The 13,182-nt window shown below is 70.4% G+C and carries 12 protein-coding genes and 1 tRNA gene; 9 read left to right on the top strand and 4 right to left on the bottom strand.

Annotated features, from left to right (window positions below; all coding sequences use genetic code 11):
* Positions 1 to 30 precede the first annotated feature (30 nt).
* The 3 genes from Aco04nite_RS10330 to Aco04nite_RS10320 all read right to left on the bottom strand — a co-directional run bounded on the left by Aco04nite_RS10330 (position 31) and on the right by Aco04nite_RS10320 (position 3,499).
* Complete coding sequence (locus tag Aco04nite_RS10330) at positions 31 to 2,520, bottom strand: DEAD/DEAH box helicase (protein ID WP_212996973.1); 2,490 nt, start codon at positions 2,518 to 2,520, stop codon at positions 31 to 33.
* A 404-nt stretch (positions 2,521 to 2,924) separates the two neighbouring features.
* A tRNA-Gly gene (locus Aco04nite_RS10325) sits at positions 2,925 to 3,000 on the bottom strand.
* A 55-nt stretch (positions 3,001 to 3,055) separates the two neighbouring features.
* Complete coding sequence (locus tag Aco04nite_RS10320) at positions 3,056 to 3,499, bottom strand: globin domain-containing protein (protein ID WP_212996972.1); 444 nt, start codon at positions 3,497 to 3,499, stop codon at positions 3,056 to 3,058.
* 101 nt (positions 3,500 to 3,600) lie between these two features.
* Here Aco04nite_RS10320 and Aco04nite_RS10315 point away from each other — a divergent pair, with 101 nt between their 5' ends.
* The 6 genes from Aco04nite_RS10315 (at position 3,601) to Aco04nite_RS10290 (ending at position 8,531) form a co-directional block, all read left to right on the top strand.
* The gene (locus Aco04nite_RS10315; protein ID WP_244875866.1) at positions 3,601 to 4,428 is read left to right on the top strand and encodes a hypothetical protein; all 828 of its coding nucleotides are present in this window, start codon (positions 3,601 to 3,603) and stop codon (positions 4,426 to 4,428) included.
* Between the two features lie 160 nt (positions 4,429 to 4,588).
* Positions 4,589 to 5,308 carry a S1 RNA-binding domain-containing protein gene (locus tag Aco04nite_RS10310; protein WP_212996970.1) on the top strand — a complete coding sequence of 240 codons (720 nt, stop codon included), beginning with the start codon at positions 4,589 to 4,591 and terminating at the stop codon, positions 5,306 to 5,308.
* A gap of 144 nt (positions 5,309 to 5,452) precedes the next feature.
* Positions 5,453 to 5,929, top strand: a complete 477-nt coding sequence (locus Aco04nite_RS10305) for a MarR family winged helix-turn-helix transcriptional regulator (RefSeq protein ID WP_212996969.1) — start codon at positions 5,453 to 5,455, stop codon at positions 5,927 to 5,929.
* A 41-nt stretch (positions 5,930 to 5,970) separates the two neighbouring features.
* The gene (locus tag Aco04nite_RS10300; protein ID WP_212996968.1) at positions 5,971 to 6,876 is read left to right on the top strand and encodes an LLM class flavin-dependent oxidoreductase; all 906 of its coding nucleotides are present in this window, start codon (positions 5,971 to 5,973) and stop codon (positions 6,874 to 6,876) included.
* A gap of 96 nt (positions 6,877 to 6,972) precedes the next feature.
* Positions 6,973 to 7,380, top strand: a complete 408-nt coding sequence (locus Aco04nite_RS10295) for a YciI family protein (protein WP_212996967.1) — start codon at positions 6,973 to 6,975, stop codon at positions 7,378 to 7,380.
* Positions 7,377 to 8,531, top strand: a complete 1,155-nt coding sequence (locus Aco04nite_RS10290) for an RNA polymerase sigma factor (protein ID WP_212996966.1) — start codon at positions 7,377 to 7,379, stop codon at positions 8,529 to 8,531. The genes Aco04nite_RS10295 and Aco04nite_RS10290 overlap by 4 nt, the downstream gene beginning before the upstream one ends.
* 288 nt (positions 8,532 to 8,819) lie before the next feature.
* Here the strand turns inward: Aco04nite_RS10290 and Aco04nite_RS10285 are convergent, their stop codons facing one another.
* Positions 8,820 to 9,953: an MFS transporter gene (locus Aco04nite_RS10285; protein ID WP_212996965.1), complete on the bottom strand. Its 1,134-nt coding sequence runs from the start codon at positions 9,951 to 9,953 to the stop codon at positions 8,820 to 8,822.
* Positions 9,954 to 10,054: 101 nt separating this feature from the next.
* On the opposite strand from Aco04nite_RS10285, the gene Aco04nite_RS10280 reads away from it, so the two are divergent.
* The 3 genes from Aco04nite_RS10280 (at position 10,055) to Aco04nite_RS10270 (ending at position 13,180) form a co-directional block, all read left to right on the top strand.
* Positions 10,055 to 11,059: a DUF5937 family protein gene (locus Aco04nite_RS10280; protein ID WP_280519329.1), complete on the top strand. Its 1,005-nt coding sequence runs from the start codon at positions 10,055 to 10,057 to the stop codon at positions 11,057 to 11,059.
* A gap of 44 nt (positions 11,060 to 11,103) precedes the next feature.
* Entirely contained in the window at positions 11,104 to 11,685 is a 582-nt protein-coding gene (locus Aco04nite_RS10275) for a PadR family transcriptional regulator (protein WP_212996963.1), read from the top strand.
* A 91-nt stretch (positions 11,686 to 11,776) separates the two neighbouring features.
* Positions 11,777 to 13,180, top strand: coding sequence for an MFS transporter (locus Aco04nite_RS10270; protein WP_212996962.1), 1,404 nt, complete (start codon positions 11,777 to 11,779; stop codon positions 13,178 to 13,180).
* Positions 13,181 to 13,182: the final 2 nt, after the last annotated feature.

Genomic DNA, 13,182 nt, shown 5'->3' with positions numbered 1-13,182 from the left:
CAGCGTCCACGGACCTCTGAGCGTCGGGTATCAGTGCGGGCCGACGGCGACGATGCGGATCACGGCGGCGCCGGCCTCGTCGCTGGCCTCCAGGTCGACCTCGGCCTCGATGCCCCAGTCGTGGTCGCCCTCCGGGTCCTCGAAGACCTGGCGGACCTTCCATTGGCGGGGGCCCTGCTCGATGTGCAGGAACGCCGGGCCGCGCGCCGCCGGGCCGGTGCCGACCACGGGATACTCGGCGTAGTACTCCTCGAGGGCTTCGATCCAGCGCTCCGAGGTCCAGCCGGACTCCGCGGCGTCGAGGTCGGCGAGCTCGTCCGGGCGGCGCAGGGCGAAGAGCTCCACCCGGCGGAAAAGAGCATTGCGGACGAGTACGCGGAACGCCCGCAGGTTGCGCGTGACCGCCGGCGGACGGTCGTCGAGCGGGGAGATCTCGACGACCTCGGCGCCCGGGTTCCGCAGCCGCTCCCACTCGTCGAGCAGGCTCGAGTCGACCTGGCGGACCAGCTCGCCCAGCCACTCGATCAGGTCCGTCAGCTCTTCTGTCCGCGCGTCCTCGGGGACGGTCTGGCGCAGCGCCCGGAACGCGTCGGCGAGGTAGCGCAGGACCAGGCCCTCGGAGCGGGACAGCCCGTAGAACGAGACGTACTCCGTGAACGTCATCGCGCGTTCGTACATGTCGCGGACCACCGACTTGGGCTTCAGCTCGTAGTCGGCGACCCACGGGTGACCGCGGCGGTAGGTCTCGTAGGCGGCGTCGAGCAACTCCACGAGCGGCTTCGGGTACGTGACCTGTTCGAGCAGCTCCATGCGCTGGTCGTACTCGATGCCCTCGGACTTCATCGCGTTGACGGCCTCGCCCTTGGCCTTGAACTGCTGGGCGGACAGCACCTGCCGCGGGTCCTCGAGGGTCGCCTCGATGATCGACACGACGTCGAGCGGGTAGTCCGGGGACTCCTTGCCGAGCAGCTCCAGGCTCGCCAGCGCGAACGGTGACAGCGCCTGGTTGAGCGCGAAGTCGAGCTGCAGATCCTTGACGAGCTTGTACGTGCCGTCGGCCTTCTCGATGACCCCACCGGCGAGCAACGCGCGGGCGATCGCCAGCGCGCGGCGGATGTGCTTGCGCTGGGCGGCCGGCTCCTCGTGGTTGTCGGTCAGCAGGTGCCGCATCGACTCGAACGGGTTCCCGCCGCGGGCGATGACGTTGAGCAGCATCGCGTGCGACACCTGGAACGACGACGTCAGCTGTTCCGGTTCGGCGGCGACGAGGCGCTCGAACGTCGGCTCACCCCAGCCGATGGAGCCCTCCGGCGGCTTCTTGCGTACCACCTTGCGGCGCTTCTTGGGATCGTCACCGGCCTTGGCGAGGGCTTTCTCGTTGTCGATCACGTGCTCGGGGGCCTGCACGATGACCGTGCCCAGCGTGTCGTAGCCGGCGCGGCCCGCCCGCCCGGCGATCTGGTGGAACTCGCGAGCCTTGAGCAGCCGGGTGCGCACCCCGTCGTACTTGGACAGGCCCGTGAACAGCACCGTGCGGATCGGGACGTTGATGCCGACGCCGAGCGTGTCCGTGCCACAGATGACCTTGAGCAGCCCGGCCTGCGCGAGCGTCTCCACCAGGCGCCGGTATTTGGGCAGCATGCCGGCGTGGTGGACGCCGATGCCGTGCCGGATCAGCCGCGACAACGTCTTGCCGAAGCCGGCCGTGAACCGGAAGTTGCCCAGGGCCGCCGCGATCGCGTCCTTCTCGGCGCGGGTCGCCATGTTGATGCTCATCAGGGCCTGGGCGCGCTCCAGCGCCGACGCCTGCGTGAAATGGACGATGTAGACGGGCGCCTGGTGGGTGGTCAGGAGCTCCTCGATCGTCTCGTGCAGCGGCGTCTTCGCGTACGAGAAGAGCAGCGGGACCGGCCGCTCAGCGTTCGTGACCACCGCGGTGGGGCGGCCCGTGCGCCGTTGGAGATCGTCGACGAAGCGGGTGGTGTCGCCGAGCGTCGCCGACATCAGGATGAACTGGGCCTGCGGCAACTCGATCAGCGGCACCTGCCACGCCCAGCCGCGGTCCGGCTCGCTGTAGAAATGGAACTCGTCCATCACTACCTGGCCGACATCCGCGTCCGCGCCCTCGCGCAGCGCCAGGTTCGCCAGGATCTCCGCGGTGCAGCAGATGATCGGCGCGTCACCGTTCACGTTCGCGTCACCGGTCAGCATGCCCACGTTGTGCGCGCCGAAGATCGCGCAGAGGGCGAAGAACTTCTCCGACACCAGCGCCTTGATCGGCGCCGTGTAGAAGGTCGTCCGCTTGTCGGCCAGCGCGGCGAAGTGCGCGCCGGTCGCCACCAGGCTCTTCCCGGAGCCCGTCGGGGTGCTCAGGATGACGTTCGCCCCGGTGGCGATCTCGATGAGCGCCTCCTCCTGATGCGGGTACAGCGTCAGGCCCTGCTCGGCGACCCAGGTCTGGAAGGCGTCGAAGACGGCGTCGGGTTCGGGGGTGCCGGGCAGGCGTTCGGTCAGATTCATGATGGGTCGAGTCTATGGCCCGGCTGTCTTTTCTCTTCGCCGCACTGGTGTTCTTCGCCGTTCACCCCGGGCAGCACCGTGCCCGGACGCGGGAGCGCGTCCGGGCACGGAAGGGACCCTGCTTGTGGAGTTGTTGGTGACCTAGGCGGCGAAGGCCGCGTAGATCGGGCCGGCGACGCTGCCCGCGAGGCCGATCACGGCGGCGAAGACGGCGATGGTGGAGCCGATTCTGAAGCGCATCTGGGGAGCCTTTCTGGTGCTGACTGGCCTCGCTGACACCTAATTTCGGCCCGCCGGGTTGCTGTCCGGGACGGTCTTGGTTGCCGATTGGTTGCGGTGCGTCACGTCGTTGCCGCCCTGTAGGCACAAAAAATCCCCCGAGGCTTACGCCTCGGGGGATTGCATGGAGCGGACGACGAGATTCGAACTCGCGACCCTCACCTTGGCAAGGTGATGCGCTACCAGCTGCGCTACGTCCGCCTGCTGCTGAAGAGAACTTTACGGGACCACCCCACCAGCAACAAAATCGGGGGTCTCACCCCACCCGCCCCTCCCACGACCACCGCGTCATGACCAGGCCTTCCGGCACCTCCCCGGCATCATCGTGGAACTGGTACATGCTGTTCGCCGTCGCCCATGCGAAGTAGTCATGCAGCACCCCACGGACCGGATCTTCCAGGCCCACATCATCAAGAGCTACGTCGAAACACGCGATCGCCCGCACATTCATCTCGTCATGCAACCCGTTGCCACTGTGCAACCGGACCACCTGACTCTCGTCGCCGTACGTAGCGGTGTAGCCGGCCGGTCCCCCGAGCGCCTCACCCCAGTACGCCGCCAACCGCTCAGCATGATCCTCCCGAAACCCGTGCATGAACGCATGACTGACCATCTCGTCAGCCATCACCCGCTCATGCCACGCCCGCGCCAGCCGCACCATGCCCTCGCCACCGCCAGCGGCCTCGTAGACACTGTTCATCGCCTCAGCATCCCCCTGACAACAGCCTGATCCCAGCACCGCCGCGCAGGTTCGGTGCCGGCAATATCGTCAACGCGGCGTCGATGTGCAACGCTCCGTCGATGATCGCCAGAACGCCGTACGACGATGACCGCTCCCAGTTCTCGCGCCGGGCTCTTGCCCGTCTGGTGCTCTCCGACCGGGCCAGCGGTCTGTCCAATGCTGCGGCGGGGCTGGCGGTCACCCGCTACGACGAGTTCTCCGGCGCCGGCGGCCGTGTCAGTGAGGCGGCGGCGATGGCCAGCCATGCGGATCGGCTCATCACCAGTGCGGTGATCTACGAACGGGAACGCGGCAGTTCCTGGGAGGACATCGGCCGGTATCTGGACCTCAGCGGTCCCGCGGCGGAACAGCGGTTCGCATCGGCCGTCGAGCACTGGCAGTCCGCGTTCGATGTCCCTTACCGCCTCGACGAGACGGGCCGGAAACACATCCCGCAGTTGCCCACCGCGGCCTACGATCCCGCTCGCTCGATCCGCAATCTGGACCTCTGGGCCGACGTGCGTCTCGGATTCAACGACAAGCACGCCGTCAGTGGTGGCCTACAGCCGCGCGACGACGCCGAAGAGGAGGCGGGGCTACCGGGGCCGGAAGGTACCGAGATAGACGGGCGAATCCAGCTACCGCACCTGGGCGCCTTCCTCGACCTGCTCTCCGAGTACGCCTTGCACCGCCCCATCGGCACAGCCCGCGAGGTGGTGGCCTCGGCAATGGACAACAGCAAGGAGGAAGACAAGGACAGCTGGCACTCGTACACCATGGACGGAATCTTCGAGACGCTCGACGTCCGCCTGGCAGCCGGCGGAGACGTGGTCTCCGTCATTGTCGCCGGCGCGCACTCGCCTGCGTTGCGGTTGCAGATCAGCACGCTCCTGGACGCCTTCGCCTGAGTGCCGACCGGCCACGGCACCTGACTGGCATCTGCCCGGGTCGACGGTTCGATCAGTACCTGCTGCCCGGCAACCGTGAGGGCGAGGCAACACCGCCCCTGCTCTCGCAGTCTCCGCCGGGCCGCTTCGACGGCGTTGTCAGGACACTAGATTGACAGCCGTGCGCATCGGCGAAACCGTAACGGTCACGGTGACCGGCTTCGAACCCCGCAACATCCTCGTACAACTCGACGGCCCCGGCCCCGGCCCCGGCCCCGCGGGCCGCATCCCGCACAGCGAAATGTTCGACGCGGCCGGAACAGCCACCATCGGTCAGACCTTCGAAGCAGAGACAATCAGCCTCGACCCGATCATGCTCTCGGCCCGGGCCTGCGCGAACCCCGCCGTACGCGCCTTCCTCCTGAGCCTGCGCCGCGGCCAGATCATCAGCGGCACGGTGACCAGCGTCCGCAACTTCGGCGTCTTCCTCGCTCTGGACGGCGAGCCCGCAGAAAGCGAGACCGGCTTCATCCAGGTCCCCGAACTCACCTGGTCCCACATCAGCAGCACCACCGAGGTCGTCGAGCCGGGCCGGCGCGTCACCGGCAAGATCCTCGACATCGACACCCGCCGCGCCCAGGTCTCCGTGTCCCTCAAGGCCCTGCAACCGGACCCCTTCCTCCCGTACGCCACCCGCGTCGGCGAAACCCTCACCGCCCCTGTCACCAAGGTCGTCCCGTTCGGCTCCTTCATCCGCCTCGCCCCGCAGGTCCACGCCATGCTCCGCGGAACCGACCCCTACCCGATCGGCACCGAGCTCACGGTGACGATCGCCGAGGTCGACCTGCGCCGCCGCAGGATCAGGGTGGAGCTGCCGGTGGATGATCACCCGGAGGCATGACGACCACTCCCATCGACTCGCGTGAACTCGTCTACGCGCTGACTTCCGCTCCGGCGCTCACCCCGGGGCCGGAAGGCCCGGTCATGGACGACCGCCTGCTCTGAGGGACGATGCGGGCAGAGCGAGGCGCAGTACGCTGCGGGAATGGGTGAGCAGGGTGGGTCGGTCGGGGTGGTGACCGGGCTGGTTCGGGCGGCGTTCCTGGTGAATGCGGTGTATGAGAGGTCGGCGCGGGAGCATGGGATCACCTCGCAGCAGGGGCAGTTGCTCTGCGTGCTGATGGTGCAGCCGTACGGCATGGGTGAGTTGAACGCGATGCTCGGGTTGGCGAAGTCGAGTCTTACCGGGCTCGTCGACCGTACCGAGCGGAACGGCCTGGTCGAGCGGCTGCCGAATCCGAAGGACACCCGTGGCGTCCACGTCGGGCTGACCGCCGGAGGGCGGGAGCTCGTTGACGTGTTCTATCCCGAGACCTGCCGGCGGATCGACGAGCTCGCCAACGGGCTGGATGCCGGTGAGCGGGAAGCGCTGGGTGCGTTGCTGGGGCGGGTGGTTCAGGAGAACGAGGTGCCGATGGTTTTTGCGGAGCCGGGGGACTTTACGGTTCGCAGTACGAACTAATAAAGTTCGTGGTGCGAACTTACCTGCGGGAGGGGAACACCATGAGCGTTGTTTTCGGGTTCGGGACGCAGCATGAGATCGCCGAGGTGCCCGGGATTCTGCGCAGCGTCGAGCAGGCGGATGCCGATGGGCTCGATCACTTCTCGATCTCCGACCATCCCTATCTGGGCGGGCGGCTGGACGCGTACGCGATGATCGGTTTCGTTCTGGGGCGGACCCGGCGGATCTCGGGTCTCGCCAATGTCACCAATGTGCCGTTGCGGCCGCCGGCGATGCTGGCCCGCACGATCACCTCGCTGTCCGCGCTGTCGGGCGGGCGGGTCATTCTCGGTGCCGGTGCGGGCGGGATCTGGGACCGGATCACCGCGATGGGGGTGCCGCGGCTCTCTCCCGGTGCCGCGGTGGAGGCCTTCGAGGAGGCGATCATCCTGGTACGCGAACTGAGCGCGACCGGCCGACCGGTAACCCACCACGGCGTGCACTACCGCGTCGACGGGATCGAGCCGGCGCCGGTGGCCGCTCCTCCGGTGTGGACGGGCTCGGTCGGCGCGAAGTCCCTGGCGGTCACCGGGCGGGTCGCCGACGGCTGGATCCCGGGGCACGGCGCGGACTGGCTCAGCGACCGGTTCCGCAGCTCACGCCCGGTCATCGACGCCGCCGCGACCGCAGCGGGACGCGACCCGCGCGACATCCGGACGATCTACAACCTGCAGGGCATGATCACCGACCTCCCCCTCGGCGTCACCCGCGACCGGGACACCGGGAAGTGGCTCGGGGGCTCGGTGGCGCAGTGGGTCGAGGAGCTGACCGGGGCGGTGCTGGAGCACGGCGCGGCGGGTTTCACGCTGTTCACGCCCGTCGGGGGCACTGCTGACGCGGTCACCCTGGGGCGGTGGGCGGTCGAGGTGGCTCCGGCCGTACGCGAAGCCGTGTCCAAAAGTTTGTGAAGTTTTCCGGGCCGGGATGTCGAGAAGCCGTGTCGGGCTCCGTCCCCGGTGCGAACGCGGCCACAATGGGTCGCAGTCGCACCGAGGAGAACCACGATGGCCAAGTATCTGCTGCTCAAGCACTACCGCGGCGCGAAGACCCCGGTCAACGACGTGCCCATGGACAAGTGGACGCCGGAGGAGGTCTCGGCGCACATGCAGTACATGTGGGATTTCTCGGCTCAGCTGGAGAAGACCGGTGAGTGGGTCGACGGGCAGGCCCTCGCTCCCACCGGGATGTGGGTGCGCTACGACGGTGAGGACCGGCCGCCGGTCACCGACGGGCCGTTCGCCGAGACGAAGGACCTGATCGCGGGCTGGATGATCATCGACGTCGACAGCGAGAAGCGGGCGATCGAGCTCGCCGGGGAGCTGTCGGCCGCTCCCGGGGCCGGTGGCCGGCCGATCCACGAGTGGCTCGAGGTGCGCCCGTTCCTGACCGGGCCTCCCACCATCACGGAGTGAACGAGGTCCTGCTCCGGACGCTGACCCCGGAGGTTCTCGCCGTCCTCGTCCGCCGCGGAGCTGACTTCGCGGCGGCCGAGGACGCCGTGCAGGAGGCGCTGATCGAAGCGGTCCGCAGCTGGCCCGATGATCCGCCGCGGGACCCGAAGGGCTGGCTGGTCACCGTCGCCTGGCGCCGGTTCCTCGACATCGCCCGGGCGGATGCCGCCCGCCGCCGCCGCGAGGACGTCGTCGAGGAGGAGCCGCAGCCCGGGCCCGCCTCCGGGGTCGACGACACGCTCCAGCTGTACTTCCTGTGCGCCCACCCGTCGCTGACCCCGTCTTCCGCGGTCGCGCTCACGCTGCGCGCCGTCGGCGGGCTCACCACGCGGCAGATCGCCGGGGCGTACCTCGTGCCCGAGGCCTCCATGGCGCAGCGGATCAGCCGGGCCAAGCGCACGGTGAGCGGCGTACGGTTCGACCAGCCCGGCGATGTCGCCACCGTGCTGCGGGTGCTCTACCTGGTGTTCAACGAGGGCTACTCCGGCGATGTCGACCTGGCTGCCGAGGCGGTCCGGCTCACCCGGCAGCTCGCGGCGGCGATCGACCACCCCGAGGTCGCGGGCCTGCTCGCCCTGATGCTGCTGCACAATGCCCGGCGCGCCGCCCGGACAGCCCCGGACGGCAGCCTGGTGCCGCTCGCCGAGCAGGACCGCAGCAGGTGGGACACCACGGCGATCGCCGAGGGCGTCGAGATCCTGCAGGCGGCCCTCGCGCGGGACCGGCTCGGCGAATTCCAGGCCCAGGCCGCCATCGCGGCCCTGCACGCCGACGCACCCACCGCCGCCGAGACAGACTGGGTGCAGATCGTCGAGTGGTACGACGAACTCGCGCGGCTCACCGACAACCCGATCGTGCGGCTCAACCGCGCGGTCGCCGTCGGCGAGGCGGACGGCCCGCGCGCCGGCCTGGCGGCACTCGCCGGGCTGGACGAGTCTTTGCCCCGGCACACCGCCGTGGCCGCGTGGCTGCACGAACGCGACGGCGACCCGGCGACCGCGGCCCGGCTGTACGCCGACGCCGCCCGCAAGTCCCCCAACCTCGCCGAACGCGACCACCTCACCCGCCAGGCCGCCCGCCTCAACACCCGGCTCCACCCGGGCGAGGCTTGACCCAACCGACCAGCAGCCGCCGGCCGACGAAAGCGCGGCCGGCGTCGGCGGCTACGGCATCGTCGGCGCGGTCACCGAGCCCCGCAACCACAACGCTGGGACACCCGCCGGTCGCTCTGTATTCGGCCCACCCGGCGGATGCTCAGATGCCGGTGACCGGCCTGGACCGGGCAGCCGCAATTGTCACATAGGTTCTGGCTGAGGTGACGGAATGTGACGACACCGCGCGGCCAGTTCCCGGACGGTGTCCCCGCCACCGACGGGGCCGGCGAGCTTCAGACCAGCGGCTCAGACTGCCGGGGCCCAGCGGCGGACCGCGACCGCCGCGCCGAGGGTGCCCGCGGTGAGCACGCCCCACAGCGCGGCCGGCCCGGCGGCGAGCAACGAGGTGAGCACCGCAGGCGCCGCGGCCGACGCCAGCCCGGTCGACAACTGCCAGCGCGACAACGCCCGCCCCAGCAGATGCGCCGGCGCGGCGGCGGCGACCAGAGCCGTGCCGCTGCCCGCATACAGGATCTCGCCGATCGTGTACGGCACCGCGACCGCCGCCACCAGCACCGGCCCCAGCGCGCCGGACTCCCCCGCGGCCCAGAATCCCAGGTACGAGCACGCGAGCACCACCCCGGAAGCCGCCAGCACCCGCCGCCGGGGGTGCCCCGCGAGGCGTACCACCACGAGCGTCTGGATCGCGACCACCAGCACAGTGTTGCCCGCGAACACCGCCGCGGACCAGGCCGGCGCGGCGTGCATCCGGGTGACGAGCAGGGCGGGGAGGGCGACTTCGAGAACACCGAAGCACAACGCGTACGCAAGATTGGCGATCAACAGTGGTCCCAGGGCCGGCCCTTCGACCGGCTCGGGCCGCACGAGCCGGGGAATTCCGCGCTGCGGCAGCGAGAGCACCAGGCCCGCCGCGACCAGATAGCCAGCAGCATTGATCGCGGCGAGCAGCCGCAACGCGTCGGGGCCACCGGTGACCGCGACCGCGGCGATCAGCGCGCCCGCCCCGAGCCCGGCGTTACGCAACGCGCGGGCACCCGCGAGCGCCCGGTCGGCGGGACCGTCCACGAGCGAGCTGACCAGCGCCGCGTGCGCCGCCGGGAAGACCTGACCGCCCGCGCCGAGCAGCAGCGCGGCCAGGCCGAACACGACCGGGCCGGACGCCTGGAGCAGCAGCCCGATCCCGGCCGCGCGGATCAGCATCGTCGCGGCGACCGGCCATCCGCGGGCACCGGAGTCGATCCAGCGCCCGGTCAGCGGGACGGCGATCAGGCCGAGCAGCAGGCCCGCGGAGAGCGCCAGCCCGGTCCCGGCGGTGCTGAGATGGACGACGGTGAGACCGTAGAGCAGCAGGAACGGCCGCAGCAGACCGGCGCCCAGGGCGTCGACGAGCAGCGCGGCCGAGTAACGACGCAGTGACATGGCGGCAACCCTGACCCCCGCTTGCCGCGTACGCCGCGCCAGTTGCGGATCTTCGTCAACCGGCTCGCCCGCGCACAGCCGGGCGCGCGACAATGCGGCACATGGCGTTGACGATCGACATCACCGGGCTGGCACCGCAACGGCTCACGATCGCGCCGTCCCCGCTGGCCGAGCTCGCCGCGATGCTGCACGTCCGCGCGCCGCAGACCCGGGTGAGCGCGGCGTTCGCCGACCGCCTGCTGGACGCCGAGTTCCTGTGGCGCTCGTCGCGGGCCGACTTCCTGTTACCGGCCGACCCCCGGCCCACCCTCGAGGCGGAGCTCGACCGCATCGATCAACTACCCGACGGGGTGTACGTCGCGTCCGCGCTGGTCACGACGTGCGGCTCGTCCCGCCTGTCGTTCGGGGCACCCGCGCCCGACCGGCTCGTCGAGCTCATGGCGGCCCGGGGCCCGCGCCAGGCCGCGTTCGCCGCCCGCCTGCTCAGCGACCCGTCCGGTGCCCGCGCCCACGTCCGGCGCATCCTCGAGGACTGCGCCACCGAGTTCTTCGACGCGGCCTGGCAGGGCATCCGCACCACGCTCGCCGCCGACGCCCGGCACAAGTCCGACCTGCACGCCCGGCACGGCCTGAGCGCCGCCCTCGCCGCGATGTCGCCGGCCCTGGCCCTGCACGGCACCCGGATCACCCTGGACAAACTCCAGAACGACAGCACCACCGCGGCGCACGGCCTGACGTTCGTCCCGACCGTCTTCGGTCACCCTCACCTGCTCGCCGTGTACGCCCCCAGCTGGCAGCCCGTGGTGCAGTACCCGATCACCCCGGCGCCGGCCGCCGCCCCGGGCCTGGTCCGGCGCCGGCTCGACGCGTTCGCCCATCCCGTACGCCTCCAGCTCTGCCGGAGCCTCGCCCGCGCACCCCGGACGACCACCGAACTCGCCGAGGCCCTGCGCCTCACCGCCCCCGAGGTCTCCCGCCACCTGGCCACCCTGCGCGCGGCAGGCCTGCTCCACAGCACCCGCACCGGCCGCTACACCAGCCACCGCCTCGACCTCACCGCGACGGCGGCCCTGGGCACAGACCTGATCGCCGTCCTGCTGCGCTGACCGGCAACCGTTCGCGGCGCGGCGGCCATGACACGATGTCCTTCATGAGTGTCGACCCGACCCGGCTCCTCGTGCTGGGCGCCACCCGTCAGGAACAACCGGCGACGGGGTACGCCATCATGCGCGAGCTGACCAGCTGGGGCGTGCAGGAGTGGGCCAGCGTGAACCCCGGCTCGATCTACGGGGCGCTGCGCGCGCTGGTCAAGGACGGGTTCGTCGCCGAGGTCACCGACAAGGTCGCGACGAGCGGGCGGGGTCACAAGGACAGCACCAAATTCCGCCTCACCGACGAGGGCGAGTCGGCGTTCACGAGCCTGCTGCGCAGCGCGTTGTGGGAGGTCAGCCCGTACCGTACGGCGCCCTTCATGGCAGCGCTCTGTTTCCTGGTCGCCCTGACGCGCGACGAGGTGACGGCCGCCATCGAGGAGCGGGTCTCCCGGCTGGAGAGCCAGCTGCGGCAGTTCGAGTTCGACGAGAAGCAGACCGTCCTGGACAGCGTCACCAAGCCGCCGCACTCGGTCGAGTTCGTCAAGCTGGCCGCGGGTCGTCTCGACGGCGAGCTCACGTTCACCCGCACCCTCCTGGAGCGTATCCGTTCCGGCAGTTACACCTTCGCCGGCGAGTAGACCCTCTCCCGTGATCGACGTCATTCCCTGTTGACGATTTTTGTTCAAGGGTGAATATTCACCCTTGAACAAAACGTCACCAGGAGGCTCCGTGTCCGTCGACACCGCACGTCAGACCCACCCCCGAGCGTGGCTGATCCTCGCCCTGATCCTGTGCGCGGAGATCATGGACCTGCTCGACAGCACCATCGTCAACGTGGCCGCGCCGAGCATCGCCCGCGACCTGCACGCCGGCTCCGCGGCCCTGCAATGGATCACCGGCGGCTACGCCCTCACCCTCGCCGCGTTCCTCATCGCCGGGGCCCGCCTCGGTGACCGTTTCGGCCGCCGCACCCTGTTCGCCGTCGGCGCCTGGGCGTTTGTCGCCTGCTCAGCGCTGTGCGCACTCGCCCCCGACACCCCGACCCTGATCACGGGCCGGCTGCTGCAGGGTGTCGCCGCCGCACTCCTGATCCCCCAGGGGCTCGGGCTGCTCCAGGAGGCGTTCAGCCCCGGCGATCAGGGCAGGGCCTTCTCGATCTTCGGCCCCGTGGTCGGCCTCGCCGCCGTCCTCGGCCCGGTCCTCGGCGGCGTCCTCGTCGACGCCGACCTCTTCGGCACCGGCTGGCGCATGATCTTCCTGATCAACCTGCCGATCGGCATCCTCGCCGCGGTCGGCGCCACCCGCATCTTCCCGCAGTCCCGAGCCGAGTCCGCCCCACGCCTCGACATCACCGGGACCCTGCTGGTCGGCGCGGCGGCCCTGCTCATCGCGTACCCCCTGATCCAGGGCCGGGAAGCGGGCTGGCCCGCCTGGACCTACGCCCTGATCGCGGGAGGCCTGGCCACCCTCGGCGCCCTCGTCCTCTGGACCCGGCTGCGCCTGCGCACCGGCCGCGACCCCCTGGTCCAGCCGTCGGTCTTCTCCCACCGCGGATTCTCGGGCGGCGTACTGATCACCCTGGCCTTCTTCGGCGCCACCTTCGGCGTAGGCCTCGCGCTGACCCTGTTCCTCCAGCTCGGCCGGGGCTTCTCCGCGATCCACGCCGGCCTCACCGCCACCCCGTTCGCCCTGGGCTCATCGGTGGGCGCCATCATCGGAGCGGCGGTCCTCGCCCCCCGGATCGGCCGCAACACCCTCCAGCTCGGCAACGCCCTGCAGGCCGCGGGCCTGATCCTGACGCTGGTCGTGCTCTCCCGTACGCAGCTGACCGTCACCAGCTGGGACCTCGCCCTGCCGCTGCTCGTATGGGGCCTCGGCATCGGGCTCGTGATCGCCCCGCTGTTCGACTTCGTCCTCGCCGCCCTCACCGAGGACGAGGTGGGCTCGGGCTCCGGCGTCCTCAACACGCTGCAGCAGCTGGGCTCAGCGACCGGCATCGCCGCCATCGGCACGGTCTTCTTCGCCGCGCCGGGCTACCTCGCCGGCTTCGAACGCAGCCTCCAGGCAGGACTCGGCATCACCGTCGCCCTGGCCGCGCTGACCTTCCTGCTCCCCCGCCAAGCCCGCCCGTGAGA

The sequence above is a fragment of the Winogradskya consettensis genome (genome assembly GCF_018332715.1).
GTDB classification, from domain to species: domain Bacteria; phylum Actinomycetota; class Actinomycetes; order Mycobacteriales; family Micromonosporaceae; genus Actinoplanes; species Actinoplanes consettensis.
This window is presented reverse-complemented; position numbering and strand designations above follow the sequence as displayed.

Bases quoted from the DNA above. Each gene is read 5' to 3' on its own strand.
- Aco04nite_RS10330 (WP_212996973.1), bottom strand. From the start codon at position 2,520: ATGAATCTGACCGAACGCCTGCCCGGCACCCCCGAACCCGACGCCGTC.
- Aco04nite_RS10320 (WP_212996972.1), bottom strand. From the start codon at position 3,499: ATGAACAGTGTCTACGAGGCCGCTGGCGGTGGCGAGGGCATGGTGCGG.
- Aco04nite_RS10315 (WP_244875866.1), top strand. From the start codon at position 3,601: ATGATCGCCAGAACGCCGTACGACGATGACCGCTCCCAGTTCTCGCGC.
- Aco04nite_RS10305 (WP_212996969.1), top strand. From the start codon at position 5,453: ATGGGTGAGCAGGGTGGGTCGGTCGGGGTGGTGACCGGGCTGGTTCGG.
- Aco04nite_RS10300 (WP_212996968.1), top strand. From the start codon at position 5,971: ATGAGCGTTGTTTTCGGGTTCGGGACGCAGCATGAGATCGCCGAGGTG.
- Aco04nite_RS10295 (WP_212996967.1), top strand. From the start codon at position 6,973: ATGGCCAAGTATCTGCTGCTCAAGCACTACCGCGGCGCGAAGACCCCG.
- Aco04nite_RS10285 (WP_212996965.1), bottom strand. From the start codon at position 9,953: ATGTCACTGCGTCGTTACTCGGCCGCGCTGCTCGTCGACGCCCTGGGC.
- Aco04nite_RS10280 (WP_280519329.1), top strand. From the start codon at position 10,055: ATGGCGTTGACGATCGACATCACCGGGCTGGCACCGCAACGGCTCACG.
- Aco04nite_RS10275 (WP_212996963.1), top strand. From the start codon at position 11,104: ATGAGTGTCGACCCGACCCGGCTCCTCGTGCTGGGCGCCACCCGTCAG.